Annotated in this window: 14 protein-coding genes; all 14 read left to right on the top strand. The window is 60.2% G+C overall.

Annotation, left to right across the window (positions count from 1 at the left end; translation table 11 throughout):
• Nucleotides 1-144: 144 nt before the first annotated feature.
• The 14 genes from CSQ91_RS09895 to CSQ91_RS28605 all read left to right on the top strand — a co-directional run bounded on the left by CSQ91_RS09895 (nucleotide 145) and on the right by CSQ91_RS28605 (nucleotide 14,156).
• The gene (locus tag CSQ91_RS09895) at nucleotides 145-789 is read left to right on the top strand and encodes a phage baseplate assembly protein V (RefSeq protein WP_099388649.1); all 645 of its coding nucleotides are present in this window, start codon (nucleotides 145-147) and stop codon (nucleotides 787-789) included.
• Nucleotides 786-1,130 carry a GPW/gp25 family protein gene (locus CSQ91_RS09900; protein ID WP_099388141.1) on the top strand — a complete coding sequence of 115 codons (345 nt, stop codon included), beginning with the start codon at nucleotides 786-788 and terminating at the stop codon, nucleotides 1,128-1,130. Before CSQ91_RS09895 ends, CSQ91_RS09900 begins: the two co-directional genes overlap by 4 nt.
• Nucleotides 1,127-2,038 (top strand): baseplate assembly protein, encoded by a 912-nt coding sequence (locus tag CSQ91_RS09905; protein ID WP_099388142.1) that lies wholly within the window; start codon nucleotides 1,127-1,129, stop codon nucleotides 2,036-2,038. The genes CSQ91_RS09900 and CSQ91_RS09905 overlap by 4 nt, the downstream gene beginning before the upstream one ends.
• Nucleotides 2,031-2,651 (top strand): phage tail protein I, encoded by a 621-nt coding sequence (locus CSQ91_RS09910; protein WP_180278389.1) that lies wholly within the window; start codon nucleotides 2,031-2,033, stop codon nucleotides 2,649-2,651. Before CSQ91_RS09905 ends, CSQ91_RS09910 begins: the two co-directional genes overlap by 8 nt.
• Nucleotides 2,648-4,771, top strand: coding sequence for a phage tail protein (locus CSQ91_RS09915; protein WP_099388143.1), 2,124 nt, complete (start codon nucleotides 2,648-2,650; stop codon nucleotides 4,769-4,771). The genes CSQ91_RS09910 and CSQ91_RS09915 overlap by 4 nt, the downstream gene beginning before the upstream one ends.
• A gap of 1 nt (nucleotide 4,772) precedes the next feature.
• Nucleotides 4,773-5,282, top strand: coding sequence for a hypothetical protein (locus CSQ91_RS09920; RefSeq protein WP_099388144.1), 510 nt, complete (start codon nucleotides 4,773-4,775; stop codon nucleotides 5,280-5,282).
• Between the two features lie 42 nt (nucleotides 5,283-5,324).
• Nucleotides 5,325-6,500, top strand: coding sequence for a phage tail sheath protein (locus CSQ91_RS09925; RefSeq protein WP_099388145.1), 1,176 nt, complete (start codon nucleotides 5,325-5,327; stop codon nucleotides 6,498-6,500).
• A gap of 58 nt (nucleotides 6,501-6,558) precedes the next feature.
• The gene (locus CSQ91_RS09930) at nucleotides 6,559-7,068 is read left to right on the top strand and encodes a phage major tail tube protein (protein ID WP_099388146.1); all 510 of its coding nucleotides are present in this window, start codon (nucleotides 6,559-6,561) and stop codon (nucleotides 7,066-7,068) included.
• A gap of 38 nt (nucleotides 7,069-7,106) precedes the next feature.
• Nucleotides 7,107-7,415: a phage tail assembly protein gene (locus CSQ91_RS09935; RefSeq protein WP_099388147.1), complete on the top strand. Its 309-nt coding sequence runs from the start codon at nucleotides 7,107-7,109 to the stop codon at nucleotides 7,413-7,415.
• An 8-nt stretch (nucleotides 7,416-7,423) separates the two neighbouring features.
• Nucleotides 7,424-7,537: a GpE family phage tail protein gene (locus CSQ91_RS09940; RefSeq protein ID WP_099388148.1), complete on the top strand. Its 114-nt coding sequence runs from the start codon at nucleotides 7,424-7,426 to the stop codon at nucleotides 7,535-7,537.
• A gap of 15 nt (nucleotides 7,538-7,552) precedes the next feature.
• The gene (locus CSQ91_RS09945; protein ID WP_143450992.1) at nucleotides 7,553-10,408 is read left to right on the top strand and encodes a phage tail tape measure protein; all 2,856 of its coding nucleotides are present in this window, start codon (nucleotides 7,553-7,555) and stop codon (nucleotides 10,406-10,408) included.
• Nucleotides 10,409-10,422: 14 nt separating this feature from the next.
• Entirely contained in the window at nucleotides 10,423-11,031 is a 609-nt protein-coding gene (locus CSQ91_RS09950; RefSeq protein ID WP_099388150.1) for a phage tail protein, read from the top strand.
• Nucleotides 11,028-12,290, top strand: coding sequence for a phage late control D family protein (locus CSQ91_RS09955; RefSeq protein WP_099388151.1), 1,263 nt, complete (start codon nucleotides 11,028-11,030; stop codon nucleotides 12,288-12,290). Before CSQ91_RS09950 ends, CSQ91_RS09955 begins: the two co-directional genes overlap by 4 nt.
• A gap of 447 nt (nucleotides 12,291-12,737) precedes the next feature.
• Nucleotides 12,738-14,156: a hypothetical protein gene (locus CSQ91_RS28605; RefSeq protein WP_143450993.1), complete on the top strand. Its 1,419-nt coding sequence runs from the start codon at nucleotides 12,738-12,740 to the stop codon at nucleotides 14,154-14,156.
• The last annotated feature ends 33 nt before the right edge of the window (nucleotides 14,157-14,189 follow it).

Raw genomic sequence — 14,189 nt, forward strand, 5'->3', positions numbered from 1 at the left:
CGCCATGGGCGAAAGCACACACCCGCCACATCGCCCCTACTTGGAAAATGTAAGTTTATACGTCACGGACCGCCATAGTCACTAAGTCGCATATCAACCCGCCCCCGCGTGCATCCGCACGCGGACTTCGGCAACATGCACTGCATGAACGCCGACCTGTCCGACCTCCTCCGCTTGCTGCAAAACCTGATCCGCCTGGGCACCATCGCCGAGGTCAAAGGGGCCAAGGCGCGGGTGCGGCTCGGACCGACACTCACCACCGAATGGCTGAAATGGGCCACGCCACGCGCCGGCAGTACCCGCACCTGGTCGGCGCCCACCGTGAGCGAACAATTCATTGTCTTTTCCCCGGGCGGCGACCTGACACGCGGCATCATCCTGCCGGCGCTGTACTCCCAGGAATTTGACGCGCCCGAAACCAGCGACAGCATCCACACCACGCACTACCCCGACGGCGCCGTGGTGCAGTACGACCACGCGGCCCACGCCCTGACTGCCACCCTGCCAGGCGGCACGGCCACCATCACGGCCGACAAGGTCACATCGAACGCACCGAGCACCATCTGCACGGGCGACCTGACCGTCATGAAAAACCTGATCGTCAACGGCGCCACCGCACTGAACGGTGGCGTGAACGCCAAGCCCGGTGCCTCTGGCGGCGTGGCCATGGCCGTGCAAGGCACTGTCAAAGCCAGCGAGGACGTGCTGGCCGGCGCCATCAGCCTGGCCAAACATGCGCATGGTGGCGTCAAGGCCGGTGGCGACCAGTCGGGCGGGCCGCAATCATGATGGGCATGCACGCCGCCAGCGGGCGCAGCCTGACGGGCCTGGACCACCTGCGCCAGTCCGTGGCCGACATCATCACCACGCCCATGGGTTCGCGCATCCGGCGCCGCCGCTATGGTTCCGAAGTGCCTGAACTGATCGACCAGCCCTTGAACAGCGCCACGCAGTTGCGCATCTACGCCGCCACCGCCTTTGCTTTGCGCCGGTGGGAGCCGCGTTTGCAACTGTCCAGCGTGCAGCTCACGCGCGACACGGACGGCGCCATCACATTGCTGCTCGATGGCACGGCGAATGGCCAGGGCATCACGCTTGCCGTGCCTGTCAAGCAAGGGGGCGCCGTATGAGCACGCCCATCGACCTGACACAATTGCCGGCGCCCAGCGTGGTCGAAGTGCTGGACTTCGAAGCCATCCTCGCCACACGCAAAGCCCACCTGGTCAGCCTGCTGCCGGAAGCCGAGCGCGCCGCCGTCACGGCCCTGCTGGAGCTGGAATCGGAGCCGGCCACCAAGCTGCTGGAAGAAAACGCGTATCAGGAAACCATCTTGCGTAACCGCGTCAACGAGGCGGGTAAGGCCGTCATGCTGGCCTTTGCCCTGGATGGCGACCTGGACCAGCTGGGCGCCAACGTCAACGTGGCGCGCCTGGTCATCACGCCGGCCAATCCGAACGCCCTGCCGCCCGTGGCCGCCGTCATGGAAGACAACGACGCTTATCGCCTGCGCATCCAGGAAGCGCCGGACGGCCTGTCCGTCGCCGGACCGAAAGCGTCGTATGAATTCCACGCCCGCAGCAGCGACGGCCGAGTCAAGGACGCGAGCGCCACCAGCCCCGCGCCTGCGCACGTCATCGTCACGGTGCTGGCCAACAACGACACGGGCATCGCCGACGCCACGCTGCTGGCCACCGTGGCGCGCGCGCTCAACGCCGAGGAGGTACGCCCCATCGGCGACCGCCTGAGCGTGCAGGCCGCCCAGGTCATCGAGTACCAGATCGAGGCCACCTTGTTTATCGGCGTCGGCCCGGAAGTGCCGATTCTGCTGGACGCCGCGCGCGCCAACGCCGTGCGCGTGTCGCAGCCGCGCCGCCCCTTAGGCCACAGCATCTACCGTTCCGCCTGCAGCGCCGCCGTCCACGTCGAAGGCGTGCGCAAGGTCGTCTTGACCAGCCCGGCGGTGGACATCGAGCTGAACGCCACCCAGGCCGCGCGCTGCACGGCCATCAAGTTGAATGTGGTGGTGCGCGATGAATAGGACCGTGCCCACCCTGCCGCCCAACACCACGGCGCTGGAACGCGCCATTGCCGTGGCCTGCGCCGAGCTGGTCAACGTGCCCGTGCCGCTGCGCGACCTGTGGAGCGCCGACCGCTGCCCCGTCAATCTACTGCCGTTCCTGGCCTGGGCCTGTTCCGTGGACCGCTGGGATGACGCCTGGCCCGAATCGATCAAGCGCGGCACGATCAAGGCGTCCTACTTCATCCACAAGCACAAGGGCACGATTGCCGCCGTGCGCCGCGTGGTGGAGTCGTTGGGCTATCTGATCCGCATCACGGAGTGGTGGCAGACCACGCCGGCCGGCGTGCCGGGCACCTTCCGCCTCGACGTGGGCGTGCTGGACTCGGGCATCACGGACGCCATGTTCCTGGAAATGGAACGCCTGATCGCCGACGCCAAGCCCGTCAGCCGCCACATGACAGGTCTGGCCATCTATCTGGAAAGTCGCGGCAGCGTCTACGCGGGCGCCTGCGCCTACCACGGCGACAGCATGACCGTGTATCCCTGGATCGCGGAAACCATCGAAGTGCGCGGCATGCTGTTGCAGGCCGGCGCATCCCATACCATCGACACCCTGACCATCTATCCATGAGCACATACTTTGCCATCCTGACCGAAGTGGGCGAGGCCAAGCTGGCCAACGCCATCGCCCTGGGTCAAACCCTGAAACTGAAAAACATGGCCGTGGGCGACGGCAACGGCAATCTGCCCATGCCATCGCGCACGCAAAAGGCGCTGGTGCATGAAGTGCGCCGTGCCGGCCTGAATCAGCTGACCGTCGACCCGACCAACACCAGCCAGATCATCGTCGAACAGGTGCTGCCCGAGAACGTGGGTGGCTGGTGGATACGCGAAATCGGTATCTACGACGAAGCCGGCGACCTGTGCGCGGTGGCCAACTGCCCGCCGAGCTACAAACCTGTGATGGCCGAGGGCAGCGCGCGCACGCAAGTGGTACGCATCGTGCTGATCGTCGCCAGCACGGCCGCCATCGAACTGAAAATCGATCCGTCCGTCATTCTGGCCACGCGCAAATATGTGGATGACCAGGATATTACCGTGCGCGCCTATAGCGATGCGCAACTGGGCAGGCACCTTGCCGCTCTTGACCCGCACCCGCAATACAGCATGAAAGAGGTGGCGACGCTCAAGAAATTTGACGCCTCGAAGAAGCTGGTCAATGCGGAGTTTGTCCAGCAGGCACAGGGAAGCATGGTCAAATTCGTTAGCGTGGGTGCGAGTCGCACCTTGACGGCGGACGACATGGGTGCCGCCCTGTACTTTACCGCCCCTGGCCTGACGCTCACCATTCCCAGCCCGGACTCGCTGGGCATTCCCAGCAATTCGGGAAAATACTTCAAACTCTTCGGCCGGAACCAGGCCACCGGCACGATTGCGTCCGCTGCTGGCGTGGTCATTGCCTATGACGTCAGCGATGTGAAAAATATTGTCATCAAACAGGGCCAGTTCCTCACCTTGATGGCGACGGCCGGCCAAGTCTGGCAAGTCATCGACGCGACGGCCGAAATGCAGCGCAACGTCGATTTTGCCGACTACTTCAACAACACGGCCCCGACGCAGCCCCAGTTTGACAGCAGCACAAAGATCGCCACGACCGAGTACGCCAATCGGATAGGCATGCAGGCGTCCAAAATGGTCGTGATCGGTGCCGGCAAGTATCCCTTGTCGAAAGAAGATGCCGGCGCGAGCTTCATCAACAATGGCGTATCGGGCCTTGGCCTGGCGGAATTCACGCTACCCGGCTCCAGGCAATGCAAACGCGGTACGCGCATCGAATTCTTCTGCGTTGTCAGCGTCAGCCCTGGCATGAAGATCAATGTCATCCAGGGTGACCTGCTGTATGCAAGCGCTGTGGCCATCCAAAGCATCGAGGTCAATGCTGGCGAATCGCTGACCGTGGAAAGCGATGGTCTAGGCAACTGGGTCTGTGTCAATGGCTCGGCACAACTGCGCCATGTGGAAGCGTTCAAAAGCTACTTCGGCAACGTCGCGCCAACCCCTGAGCAATTCAACAGCGGGCCACGCATTGCAACCACCGAGTTTGTCCGCCGCGCACAAGGCAACATGACGGGTTACACCCGCGTGGAGGCCGACCGTTCGCTGACCGCCGACGACGCCGGTTCCGTGCTCTTGCTGGGCGGCGCAGCAATGGTGCTCACTCTGCCCCCTCCCCTGTCGCTGGGCATTCCTAACAATATCGGCATCTGCGTGCGCGTCCATTGCACCGGCCCGCAAAGCGGACGGCTCATGCCGGCCAAAGGCGCCTTTCTCATGGCGCCCGATGAAACGAACAGCATCACGGTCAAAAAAGGCCAGTCGCTCACGCTGATGGCGACCACGGATCAGGTGTGGCGCGTGATCGATTCCACCGCCGAACTGAGCCGCAATGCCGCATTTTCAGGCGTGCTGGCCGGTAGCGGCCATAAATTCCTGCCGGACGACTTCATCATGCAATGGCAAACCGTCGATGTGCCCGTCGCATCAAACGGTATTGCAACGAAGAATTTCTCCTTCCCGATTGCATTCAAGGAAGCGGCGTTCGGCTGCACGGCCAGCGTCCTGGGCATCGGTGCAACGCCCAACTCCAATGCGTTTGTCGCCGCCATGCCGACGTCCATCAATGGTGGCGTGGCGCAGAACAATTACACCAACAGCAACGTTTCCGTTTTCATTATTTCCATAGGCAAGTGAAATGACCATTCATTACTCTTACTCGACAGGCAATTTTTATCCCCAACACATTGAGTATCCGCACCTGCCTGACGACTTGATCGAGGTGGATGACGAAGACTATGCGGCGGCGATGGGCAGGCCGGCAGGCCATTCCTTTCAATTTGAGAACGGCCGGCTAGTCATCACCGCGCCGCCCCCGACGCCGATCCTTGTGCTGTGCGACACCTTCCTGGTCGGCGTCAGAAAGACGCGCGACGGCATCCTCAACCGCCTGGCCGGCATCGGCTTTGCCGCCGTGGCCAGTGGTGACACGGACACCGTGCAAGCGATCATCGCGGCGCGCACCTGCCTGCTCGATATCACCATCTGCCCGACCGTGGCCGCCGCGCGAGATCTGGACGAGCTGCAAGCGGCCGTCAGCATCGAATTCCAGCGCATTGCCGACACCTTGCCGCAGGAGGCCCGGCGCGCCTTTGAAGACGCCGGCATTGCGCCTGCGCTAAACGTGGTGCCACCCGCCACCCTGTAATACCTCACTCACACCCTAGTCACCACCTACCAGGAGAACAACATGGCCACCGACTACCACCATGGCGTGCGCGTCATTGAAATCAACGAGGGCTCGCGCCCCATCCGCACCGTGTCCACCGCCGTGCTGGGCCTGATCGCCACGGCCGACGATGCCGACCCGGCCGCCTTCCCGCTCGACACGCCCGTGCTCGTCACCAACGTGCTGGCCGCCATGGGCAAGGCCGGCAAGACCGGCACCCTGTACCGCAGTCTGGCGGCCATCGCCGCGCAGACCAAACCCCTGACCGTCGTGGTGCGCGTGGCCGAGGGCGAAACGGAAGCGGAAACCACGACCAATGCCGTGGGCGGCGTGTCGCCCGATGGCAAGTACCTGGGCGTGAAAGCCTTGCTGGCCGCGCAAAGCAAACTGGGCGTCAAACCGCGCATCCTGGGCGCGCCTGGCCTCGACACCCAGGCCGTCACCAATGCCCTGGCCAGCGTGGCACAGCGCCTGCGCGGCTTCGTGTATGCGTCGGCCTATGGCTGCGCCACCGTCACGGCAGCCACCACCTATCGCGGCCAGTTCGGCCAGCGTGAAATCATGATGATCTGGCCCGACTTCGTGAACTGGAATACCGCTACCAATGAAGAGGCCAGCATTTCCGCCGTCGCTTACGCCATGGGCCTGCGCGCCAAGATCGACGAGGAAACGGGCTGGCACAAGACGCTGTCCAACGTCGTCGTGAATGGCCCGACCGGCATCACCAAGGATGTGTTTTTCGACCTGCAAGACCCTGCTACCGATGCCGGCGTGCTCAACGCCAAGGAAGTCACCACCCTGATTAACATGGGCGGTTACCGCTTCTGGGGTTCGCGTACCTGCGAGGCGCCGGGCGGCTTCTTCTATTTCGAAAGCTACACGCGCACGGCCCAGGTGCTGGCCGACACCATCGCCGAGGCGCATTTCGCCTTTGTCGACCTGCCCTTGCATCCGTCCCTGGTGCGCGATCTGCTGGAAAGCATCAACGCCAAGTTCCGCGACTTGAAATTGCAGGGCTACATCATCGACGGCCACGCCTGGTATGACGAGCAATACAACGACAAGACGGCGCTGAAAGACGGCAAGCTGGCCATCGATTACGACTACACGCCCGTGCCGCCGCTGGAAAACCTGAAATTCCAGCAGCGCATTACCGACCGCTACCTGGCCGACTTCGCCTCGCGCATCGCCGCGTAACTGTCCAATCACCATCCTGCCCGCGCCAGCGCGGGCGCATTGAAATACTGGAGAAATTATGGGCCTGCCCCGCAAACTGAAAAATTTTAACTTGTTCCAGAACGGCGTGTCCTTCATGGGCATGGTGCCCGAAGTCACCTTGCCGAAGCTGAGCCGCAAGATGGAAGAGTACCGCGCGGGCGGCATGAGCGGCCCCGTGTCCGTCGACTTCGGCAATGAGGCGCTGTCGCTGGAATGGAGCGCGGGCGGTCTGATCGCCGAAGCCCTAAAACAGTACGGCGCGCACTCGCACGGCGCCGTGCAACTGCGCTTTGCCGGCGCCTACCAGGAAGACGATGACGGCACGGTCGCCGCCGTCGAGGTCGTCGTGCGCGGCCGTTACAAAGAAATCGATATGGGCGGCGCCAAGATGGGCGACGACACCACCCACAAATACACGATGACGTGCAGCTATTACAAGCTGATGATCGACGGCGCGACCGTCATCGAACTGGACTTCATGAGCGGCACCGAGAACTTCGGCGGCGGCGACACCAATGCCGCCATCCGCAAGGCCATCGGCCTGTAACCCCTTTTTATTCACCCCTACCCTACAAGGACAACACCATGAACAACGATAACCAAAACAGCGCCGTCATCGATCTGGACGAACCGATCAAGCGCGGCGACACCCTCATCACCTCGCTGACCGTGCGCAAGCCCAAGGCGGGCGCCCTGCGCGGCATTTCCCTGATCGAGCTGGCCAACCTGAACGTGTCGGCCCTGCAGATCGTGCTGCCGCGCATCACCGAGCCGACCTTGACCGCGCACGACATCGCCAACATGGACCCGGCCGACCTGCTGGCCGTGGGTGCCGAGGTTGCCGGTTTTTTGGCGAGCAAAGCCGATCGCCTTTCGGTATCCCCGGCGAAGTAGAAGACGCCATGGCCGACATTGCCGGCGTCTTTCACTGGACGCCGGCAGCGATGGACGGTTTTACGATTGATGAACTGATGGCCTGGCGCGAACGCGCCAGGCGGCGAAGCGGAGCGGAATAGATGGCTGGTCGGGATTTGAAGTTACAGGTAGTGTTTGCAGCGCTGGACAAGATCACCGGCCCGCTGAAAAAAATCATGGGCGGCTCCAGCGATACGGCCAAGGCGCTGAAAGCGACCAGCGACCGCCTGCGTGATCTGAATGCCCAGCAGAAAAACATCAGCAACTTCCGCGAACTGCATGGCGGCCTGGACGCCACCCGCACCAAGCTGGAAGCGGCCCAGCAAAAGGTGGCCAGCCTGGCCGCCAAGATGAAACAGGCAGAGGCGCCCACGCGCGCCATGACACGCGAGTTTAACGCCGCCGTCAAAGCGGCCGGCGCCTTGAAGACGGCAGGCCAGCAGCAGGCCCAGCAACTGCAGGTTATGCGCGAGCGCCTGGTGGGCGCCGGCATTGGCACCAAAGACCTGGCCAACCACGAGCGCACCTTGCGCCGCGAAATCGAGGCCACCAACAAAACCATGACGCTGCAGCAGCAGAAGCTGGCCAACGCGGCCGCCAAGCAGCAGCGCGTCACCAATGCCACCCAGCACGCCGACAAGCTGCGCAACAAGGCGGGCAATCTGGCCATGGCCGGCGCAGGCGCGACCGCCACGGGCGCCGTCATCGGCGCGCCCGTCGTCAAGGGGCTGAACGAGGCCAAGCACTATCAAACGGAAGTGGGCCGCGTCAACGCCCTTGGCCTGGGCGACATGGTATCGGCCGAGGCGGTCGCCTTCGCGCGCAATATGAAGACCTACGGCACCAGCCAGCTTGACAACCTGCAGCTCATGCGCGACGGCATGAGCGCCTTTGCCGACGTCCATCACGCGGAAATGGTCGCCCCTACCCTGGCCAAGATGAAGTTTGCCAATCACGCCTTCTTTGGCGAGGCCGAGGGCGCCGACAACGAACGCAAGTTCATGGACATGCTCAAGGTGATCGAGCTGCGCGGCGGCCTGGAGAGCAAGGAAAAGTTCGAAGCCCAGGCCAATATCGTGCAGCAGGTCATCACCGCCACGGGCGGGCGCGTCGGCCCGAATGAATGGCTGAACATGATCAAGACGGGCGGCATCGCGGCCAAGGGCTTGAAAGATGACGCCTTTTACTACCAGATGGAACCGCTGGTGCAGGAAATGAGCGGCAACCGCGTCGGCACGTCCCTGATGAGCGCTTACCAGAACTTGTACCAGGGCCGCACGACGAAGCGCTCGGCCAGGAAGCTGGACGAGTTTGGCCTGATTGGCGACAAAAGCAAGGTCACGCCAGATAAAGCCGGGCAAATTGCCTTCCTCGATCCCGGTGCGCTGCTGGGTTCCGAGCTGTTCCGCGAAAATCAGTTTGAGTGGATGGAGAAGGTGCTGTTGCCGCAACTGGCCAAGAAGGGCATCACGGAAAAGAAGCAGGTACTCGATGCCATCGGCAGCATCTTTTCCAACCGCACGGCGTCGAACCTGTATTCGCAGATGTACTTGCAGCGCGCGCAGATCCACAAGAACGAAAAGCTCAACCGTGGCGCCGCGAACATCGGCCAGCTGGAAAAGCTGGGCCGCGACTCAGCCGCCGGCAAGGAACTGGAAGCGCAATCGAAGCTGGCCAACCTCAAGCTCACCATGGGCGAAAAAATTCTGCCGCTGTACGCGCAGGGGCTGGAAATGGCGATTTCCGCCGTTACGCGCCTGAACGGCTTCATGGAGCGCAACCCGACTGTGGCCAAGGTCATGATTACCGCCTTCGCCGTGCTGGCCGGCCTGCTGCTGGTGCTGGGGCCGCTGATGCTGGGCATTGCCGCCATGATCGGCCCGTATGCCATGCTGCACGTCATGTTCGCCAAGATGGGCGTGACCGGCGGCGTGCTCACGCCCATCCTGCGCGGCCTGGGCGGCGCCTTGATGTGGGTGGGCCGCGCCGTGCTGTGGCTGGGGCGTGCCTTTATGCTCAATCCGATTGGCCTGGCCATCACGGCCATTGCCGGCGCCGCCTACCTGATCTATAAATATTGGGAGCCGATCAAGGGTTTCTTTGGCGGCCTGTGGTCTGACGTCAAGACTGCGTTTGCCGGCGGCTTCGTCGGCGTCAATAGCCTGATTGCCAACTGGTCGCCGCTGGGCCTGTTTTATCGCGCCTTCGCGGGCGTGCTGGGCTGGTTCGGTATCGCGCTGCCGGCCAAGTTCACCGACTTTGCCGCCAATATCCGGCACAGCATTGTCGAGGGACTGGCGCCGCTGACAGGCTTCATTGCCAGCCTGTGGTCGCAGCTGAAAACCACCTTCAGCGGCGGCATGGCCGGTATCACTGCCCTGATCATCAACTGGTCACCCGTCGGCGTGTTCTACCAGGCGTTCGCGGGCGTCATGAGCTGGTTCGGCATCAAGCTGCCGGCCCAGTTCACCGAGTTCGGCGCCAACATCCTGCGCGGCCTGGTCAACGGCATCACCGGTTCCATGGGCGCCGTCAAGGACGCCATCAGCAATGCCGGTTCCAGCACCATTGCCTGGTTCAAGGAAAAGCTGGGGATCCACAGCCCCAGTCGCGTGTTCGCCCAGCTCGGCGACTACACCATGCAGGGCCTGGCCATAGGCCTGGATCGCAGCGAGGGCGCGCCGATTGCCAAGGTATCGGGCCTGGCGCAGCGCCTGACGCAACTGGGCGCCGGCATCGCCATCGGCACGGCCACGGCCCTACCCGCCAGCGCCTTCGACACGCGCGCCCCGCTGTCCCAGGGCGGGTTCGGCGCCGGCATGACGATTCAGGGCGACAAGATCGAAATCACCTTCCACGTGCAGGCCGGCACCGATCCCCAGGCCATCGCCCGCGCTGTCAGCGTGGCGCTCGATCAGCGCGACCGCGAAAAGGCGGCGCGCATCCGCTCGTCCCTGCGCGACCACGATTAAGAAAGAAGCAAACCATGATGATGATTTTAGGAATGTTCGTGTTCAGCCTGCCGACCCTGGCCTACCACGAGCTGCAGCGGCAAACGGAATGGAAGCACGCCAGCACGGCCCGCGTGGGCCTGCGCGACGCGCACCAGTACGTGGGGCCAGGCGATGACACCATCACCCTGTCGGGCTGGGTGGCGCCGGAACTGACCGGCTCCCTGTACTCGCTCGATGCGCTGCGCATGATGGCCGACACGGGTAAATCGTGGATTCTGATCCAGGGCACGGGCCGCATCCTCGGCTCCTACCGCATCACGAGCATGACTGAAGGCCGCACCATCCTCGACGGCAGCGGCGGTGCGCGCCGCGTGGAGTTCTCGATTGCGCTCAAGCGCGACGACGACGGCGTGCTGGCCATGGTCGGCCTGGGCGACATCGGCGACCTGAAAAATATGCTCAGCATCGACGGCATGACCAGCTCCATCGCGGGCGCAGCCAAGAGTGCAGTGGGCAGCGTAGTGGGCAACGTGGTCGGCGGCATCACGTCGAAATATGGCGGCGTCGTCAGCGAGATGAAAGACAAGATCGGCGGCAGCATCAGCGGCGCCATCGGCAGTGCGGCGGACAAGTTCAAATGAGCGAGCATATCCCCGCCTTCAAGGTCAGCATCGAGGACAAGGATTTGACCGCCATCGTCTCGCCGCGGCTAATCAATTTAACGCTGACCCTGTGCCGTGGCGACGAGAGCGACCAGCTCGACATTTCCCTGGACGACAGCGACGGCAAGCTGGCCCTGCCACCGCGCGGCGCGCAGATCGCCCTGGCGTTGGGCTGGCAAGCCACTGGCCTGGTGGACATGGGCAAGTTCACCGTCGACGAGGTGGAGCACAGCGGCGCGCCCGACACCATTACCCTGCGCGCCAGGTCGGCCAACCTAATCGACACGTTTAAACAGCAGCAGGAACACAGCTTCCACAAGACCACCCTGGGCGCCATCATCGAGGCCATCGCCTTCCGCAACGAGCTGGCGTCGGGCGTGTCGGCACGCCTGCGCGATACCGCCATCGAGCACATCGACCAGACCCACGAAAGCGATGCGGCCTTCCTGCGCCGGCTGGGCAGGAAATACGACGCGGTGGCCACCGTCAAGAACGACACCTTGCTCTTCATTCCCATCAACCAGAGCCGCACCGCCAGCGGCAAGGCGCTGGCAGTGATTCCCATCACGCGCGCTCTAGGCGACGGCCACCGCTACCACAGCGCCGAAAGCGACGCCTATACGGGCGTGCGCGCCTTCTGGCACGACGAGCGCTACGCGCGCCGCCGCAGCGTGGTGGCCGGCGTGCCCGGCAACAGCAAGCGCCTGCGCACCACCTTCGCCAATGAAACGGACGCGCGCGCGGCGGCCGTCGCCGAATGGCAGCGCATCCTGCGCGGCCTGGCTACTTTTGAAATGAGCCTGGCCCTGGGCAACCCGGCCGTATTCCCGCAATCGCCCGTGACCGTGCAAGGCTTCAAGCCCGAGATCGACGCCACCGAGTGGCTATCGGTCAAAGTCACGCATAGCTTGGGCGGGAACGGCTTTACCACGCGGGTGGAGTTTGAGACGAAAACGGAAGCGGTGGAGGCCGAACGCGAGGAAGAGAAAGACCCGGACGAAGGCATCACGGGTGTGGTGGCCAAGTGGAAGGACGTGGCGGCGAAGAAGAAAAAGGCGGGGCAGGAGCAGGCCGGGGCCAAGGGCACGCTTAAGACGCTAGAGCATCTTTACAAGAGCAAGCACGGCGCCAAGCGGGCGGCCTTGCATGCGTGGAAGCGTATTGAGGAAGTGCGGGACATCATCCGTGAAAACAGTGAGGAACCATCAATGCTCCTTTCCAATCAGGCAGTCGTGTGAAATCAGCATAAAATTGGACCATTTATTCTTACCGAACGAATCTATCAACAACATTACAAACCTTCGAGCATCCGGTCGCAACCCAGAGTTTAGAGCGATGTGCGATGGATTCAAAGAATGGCCAGGTGAAATTTTCCACCTAAAAATTCGCAATTAAAATTACATAAAGTGCAATAATGCAGAAAATTCTCTACACGGATATAGAAAAATACGATATAAATCACTTCAGCTTAGGAAAAATATCGAAAACGAACGTAGGAGACACTCGCAGAGTTGCACTCGCCATAGAATTCATTTATCCACATACTCAATCAAATAAAAATAATTAATTTAATTTATCCGTCAATTGGTTGCATAAATTATTATTCACCATCAAAAACATAACCACTGAAAATAAAAATTTTATCTTTTTCCCCTATGCAAAAATTCAACATCGAGGAAACGATTATGCAACCAGCTAGTCTATCAATCCACCCCGAAGGCAACGGCGGAGGCCACAAAATAAAGGTATCAATTAATCTTCCAGCAGGAATGAATTATGTTGCAATTCATATATTTCACTTTGTTGAAGCACGTCAAGACCGCGTCTGGTCCACTTCAATATCAGCAGAAGAAATTGGAAAAATATTTAATGAACCAATAAACAATCTGGTTGATGGTGAAATATATGGAGCTTACATCGGTTTTACCGAAGACCGTGTGATTAATTTAATCCACCGGCCTAACATGTTGCCATTTGTGGTTTATTTTAAAGTAGAGAATGACGCAGTTCACTACTTGCCAGAAACAACAATTCATCAAATTTTTTCAAATCAATTGGTAGTCCAAGAGACGCCTTGGATAGTGGGCGATGTAGACCCCTCGCTAGGCACGACATTCAACGTAGTAATATTTTTCACAGGCGTTGATATACATATGCCAAGCGAGATGAAAGGAGTTCGCTTTCACCCAATTCCATCTGGTGTCAGTAACAAGGCGACGTTCGAAGCAGTGAGGGAATTCATTTTCTTACACCACGACACCCAGCTTCCTGAGGAAATCGGTATCATTGAAGGGTTGCTAATTCAACCGTTGTATGCCGTTGAACTTTGCAAAGTTTTGGCAAATTCAGAAGAAGAAGCATTAAAATATTCAAGCAAATTGAGTTACGACATATCAACACTTATCGCAGTTGATCGAGGTGATCGTCCTTTACCGTTACTTACCTTTATTCGCAATGAAGTTACCGGATCATGGCGAACCATTCCAAAAGGTCATGATTTTAGGGGCTCTTTTTTACCGCCGATGAGTGAAATGTCAATCATCGTAGAGGAACATCTGCATATAGTGAGAACTCAACCGCGTTCGCGTTTAGTCTTGGAATTATATGTTCAATCTGTAGCCGAAAGAGATAGGTCGTTTCAGTTATTTCGACAATGGTCGTTACTCGAGACCATTGCGGACAATAATGTTTCAGCAAATTCAGATCCACTATTTAATAGTGATGGCACACAGATTAAACTTAATAGCGGAACGGCTTTAAATACCAATCGAAAAGAGGGAAGAGTTTATGCATACCTCCGCAACTCTGGACTTTCTTCGATCACACAATGGATGTTGGATGGAACAGCCTGTCAGATCGAAGGCGCAAAAATTTCACTCATGCCTGCGGATGAAAGAATTACACTTTGGGAGGCCGTCGCTGCATCCTATAAAATCAGGAACGCAGTTGCGCACGAGGGCGTCTTTAATATACGGCATGACAGCACAGATAAAATTCAGAAACTTGCAAATAGATTTTTTATGGGGGAATTTGGTTTTCTGCACCATGCCGTTAAGTGCGCACTTTGGCAAGAATTCCACCGCACACCAGCATTAGAGAATTGATGCTTTGAAAAATACCGTATCTTCTCCCAAGTG

The sequence above is a fragment of the Janthinobacterium sp. BJB301 genome, from assembly GCF_002735685.1.
GTDB classification, from domain to species: Bacteria; Pseudomonadota; Gammaproteobacteria; order Burkholderiales; family Burkholderiaceae_D; genus Janthinobacterium; species Janthinobacterium lividum.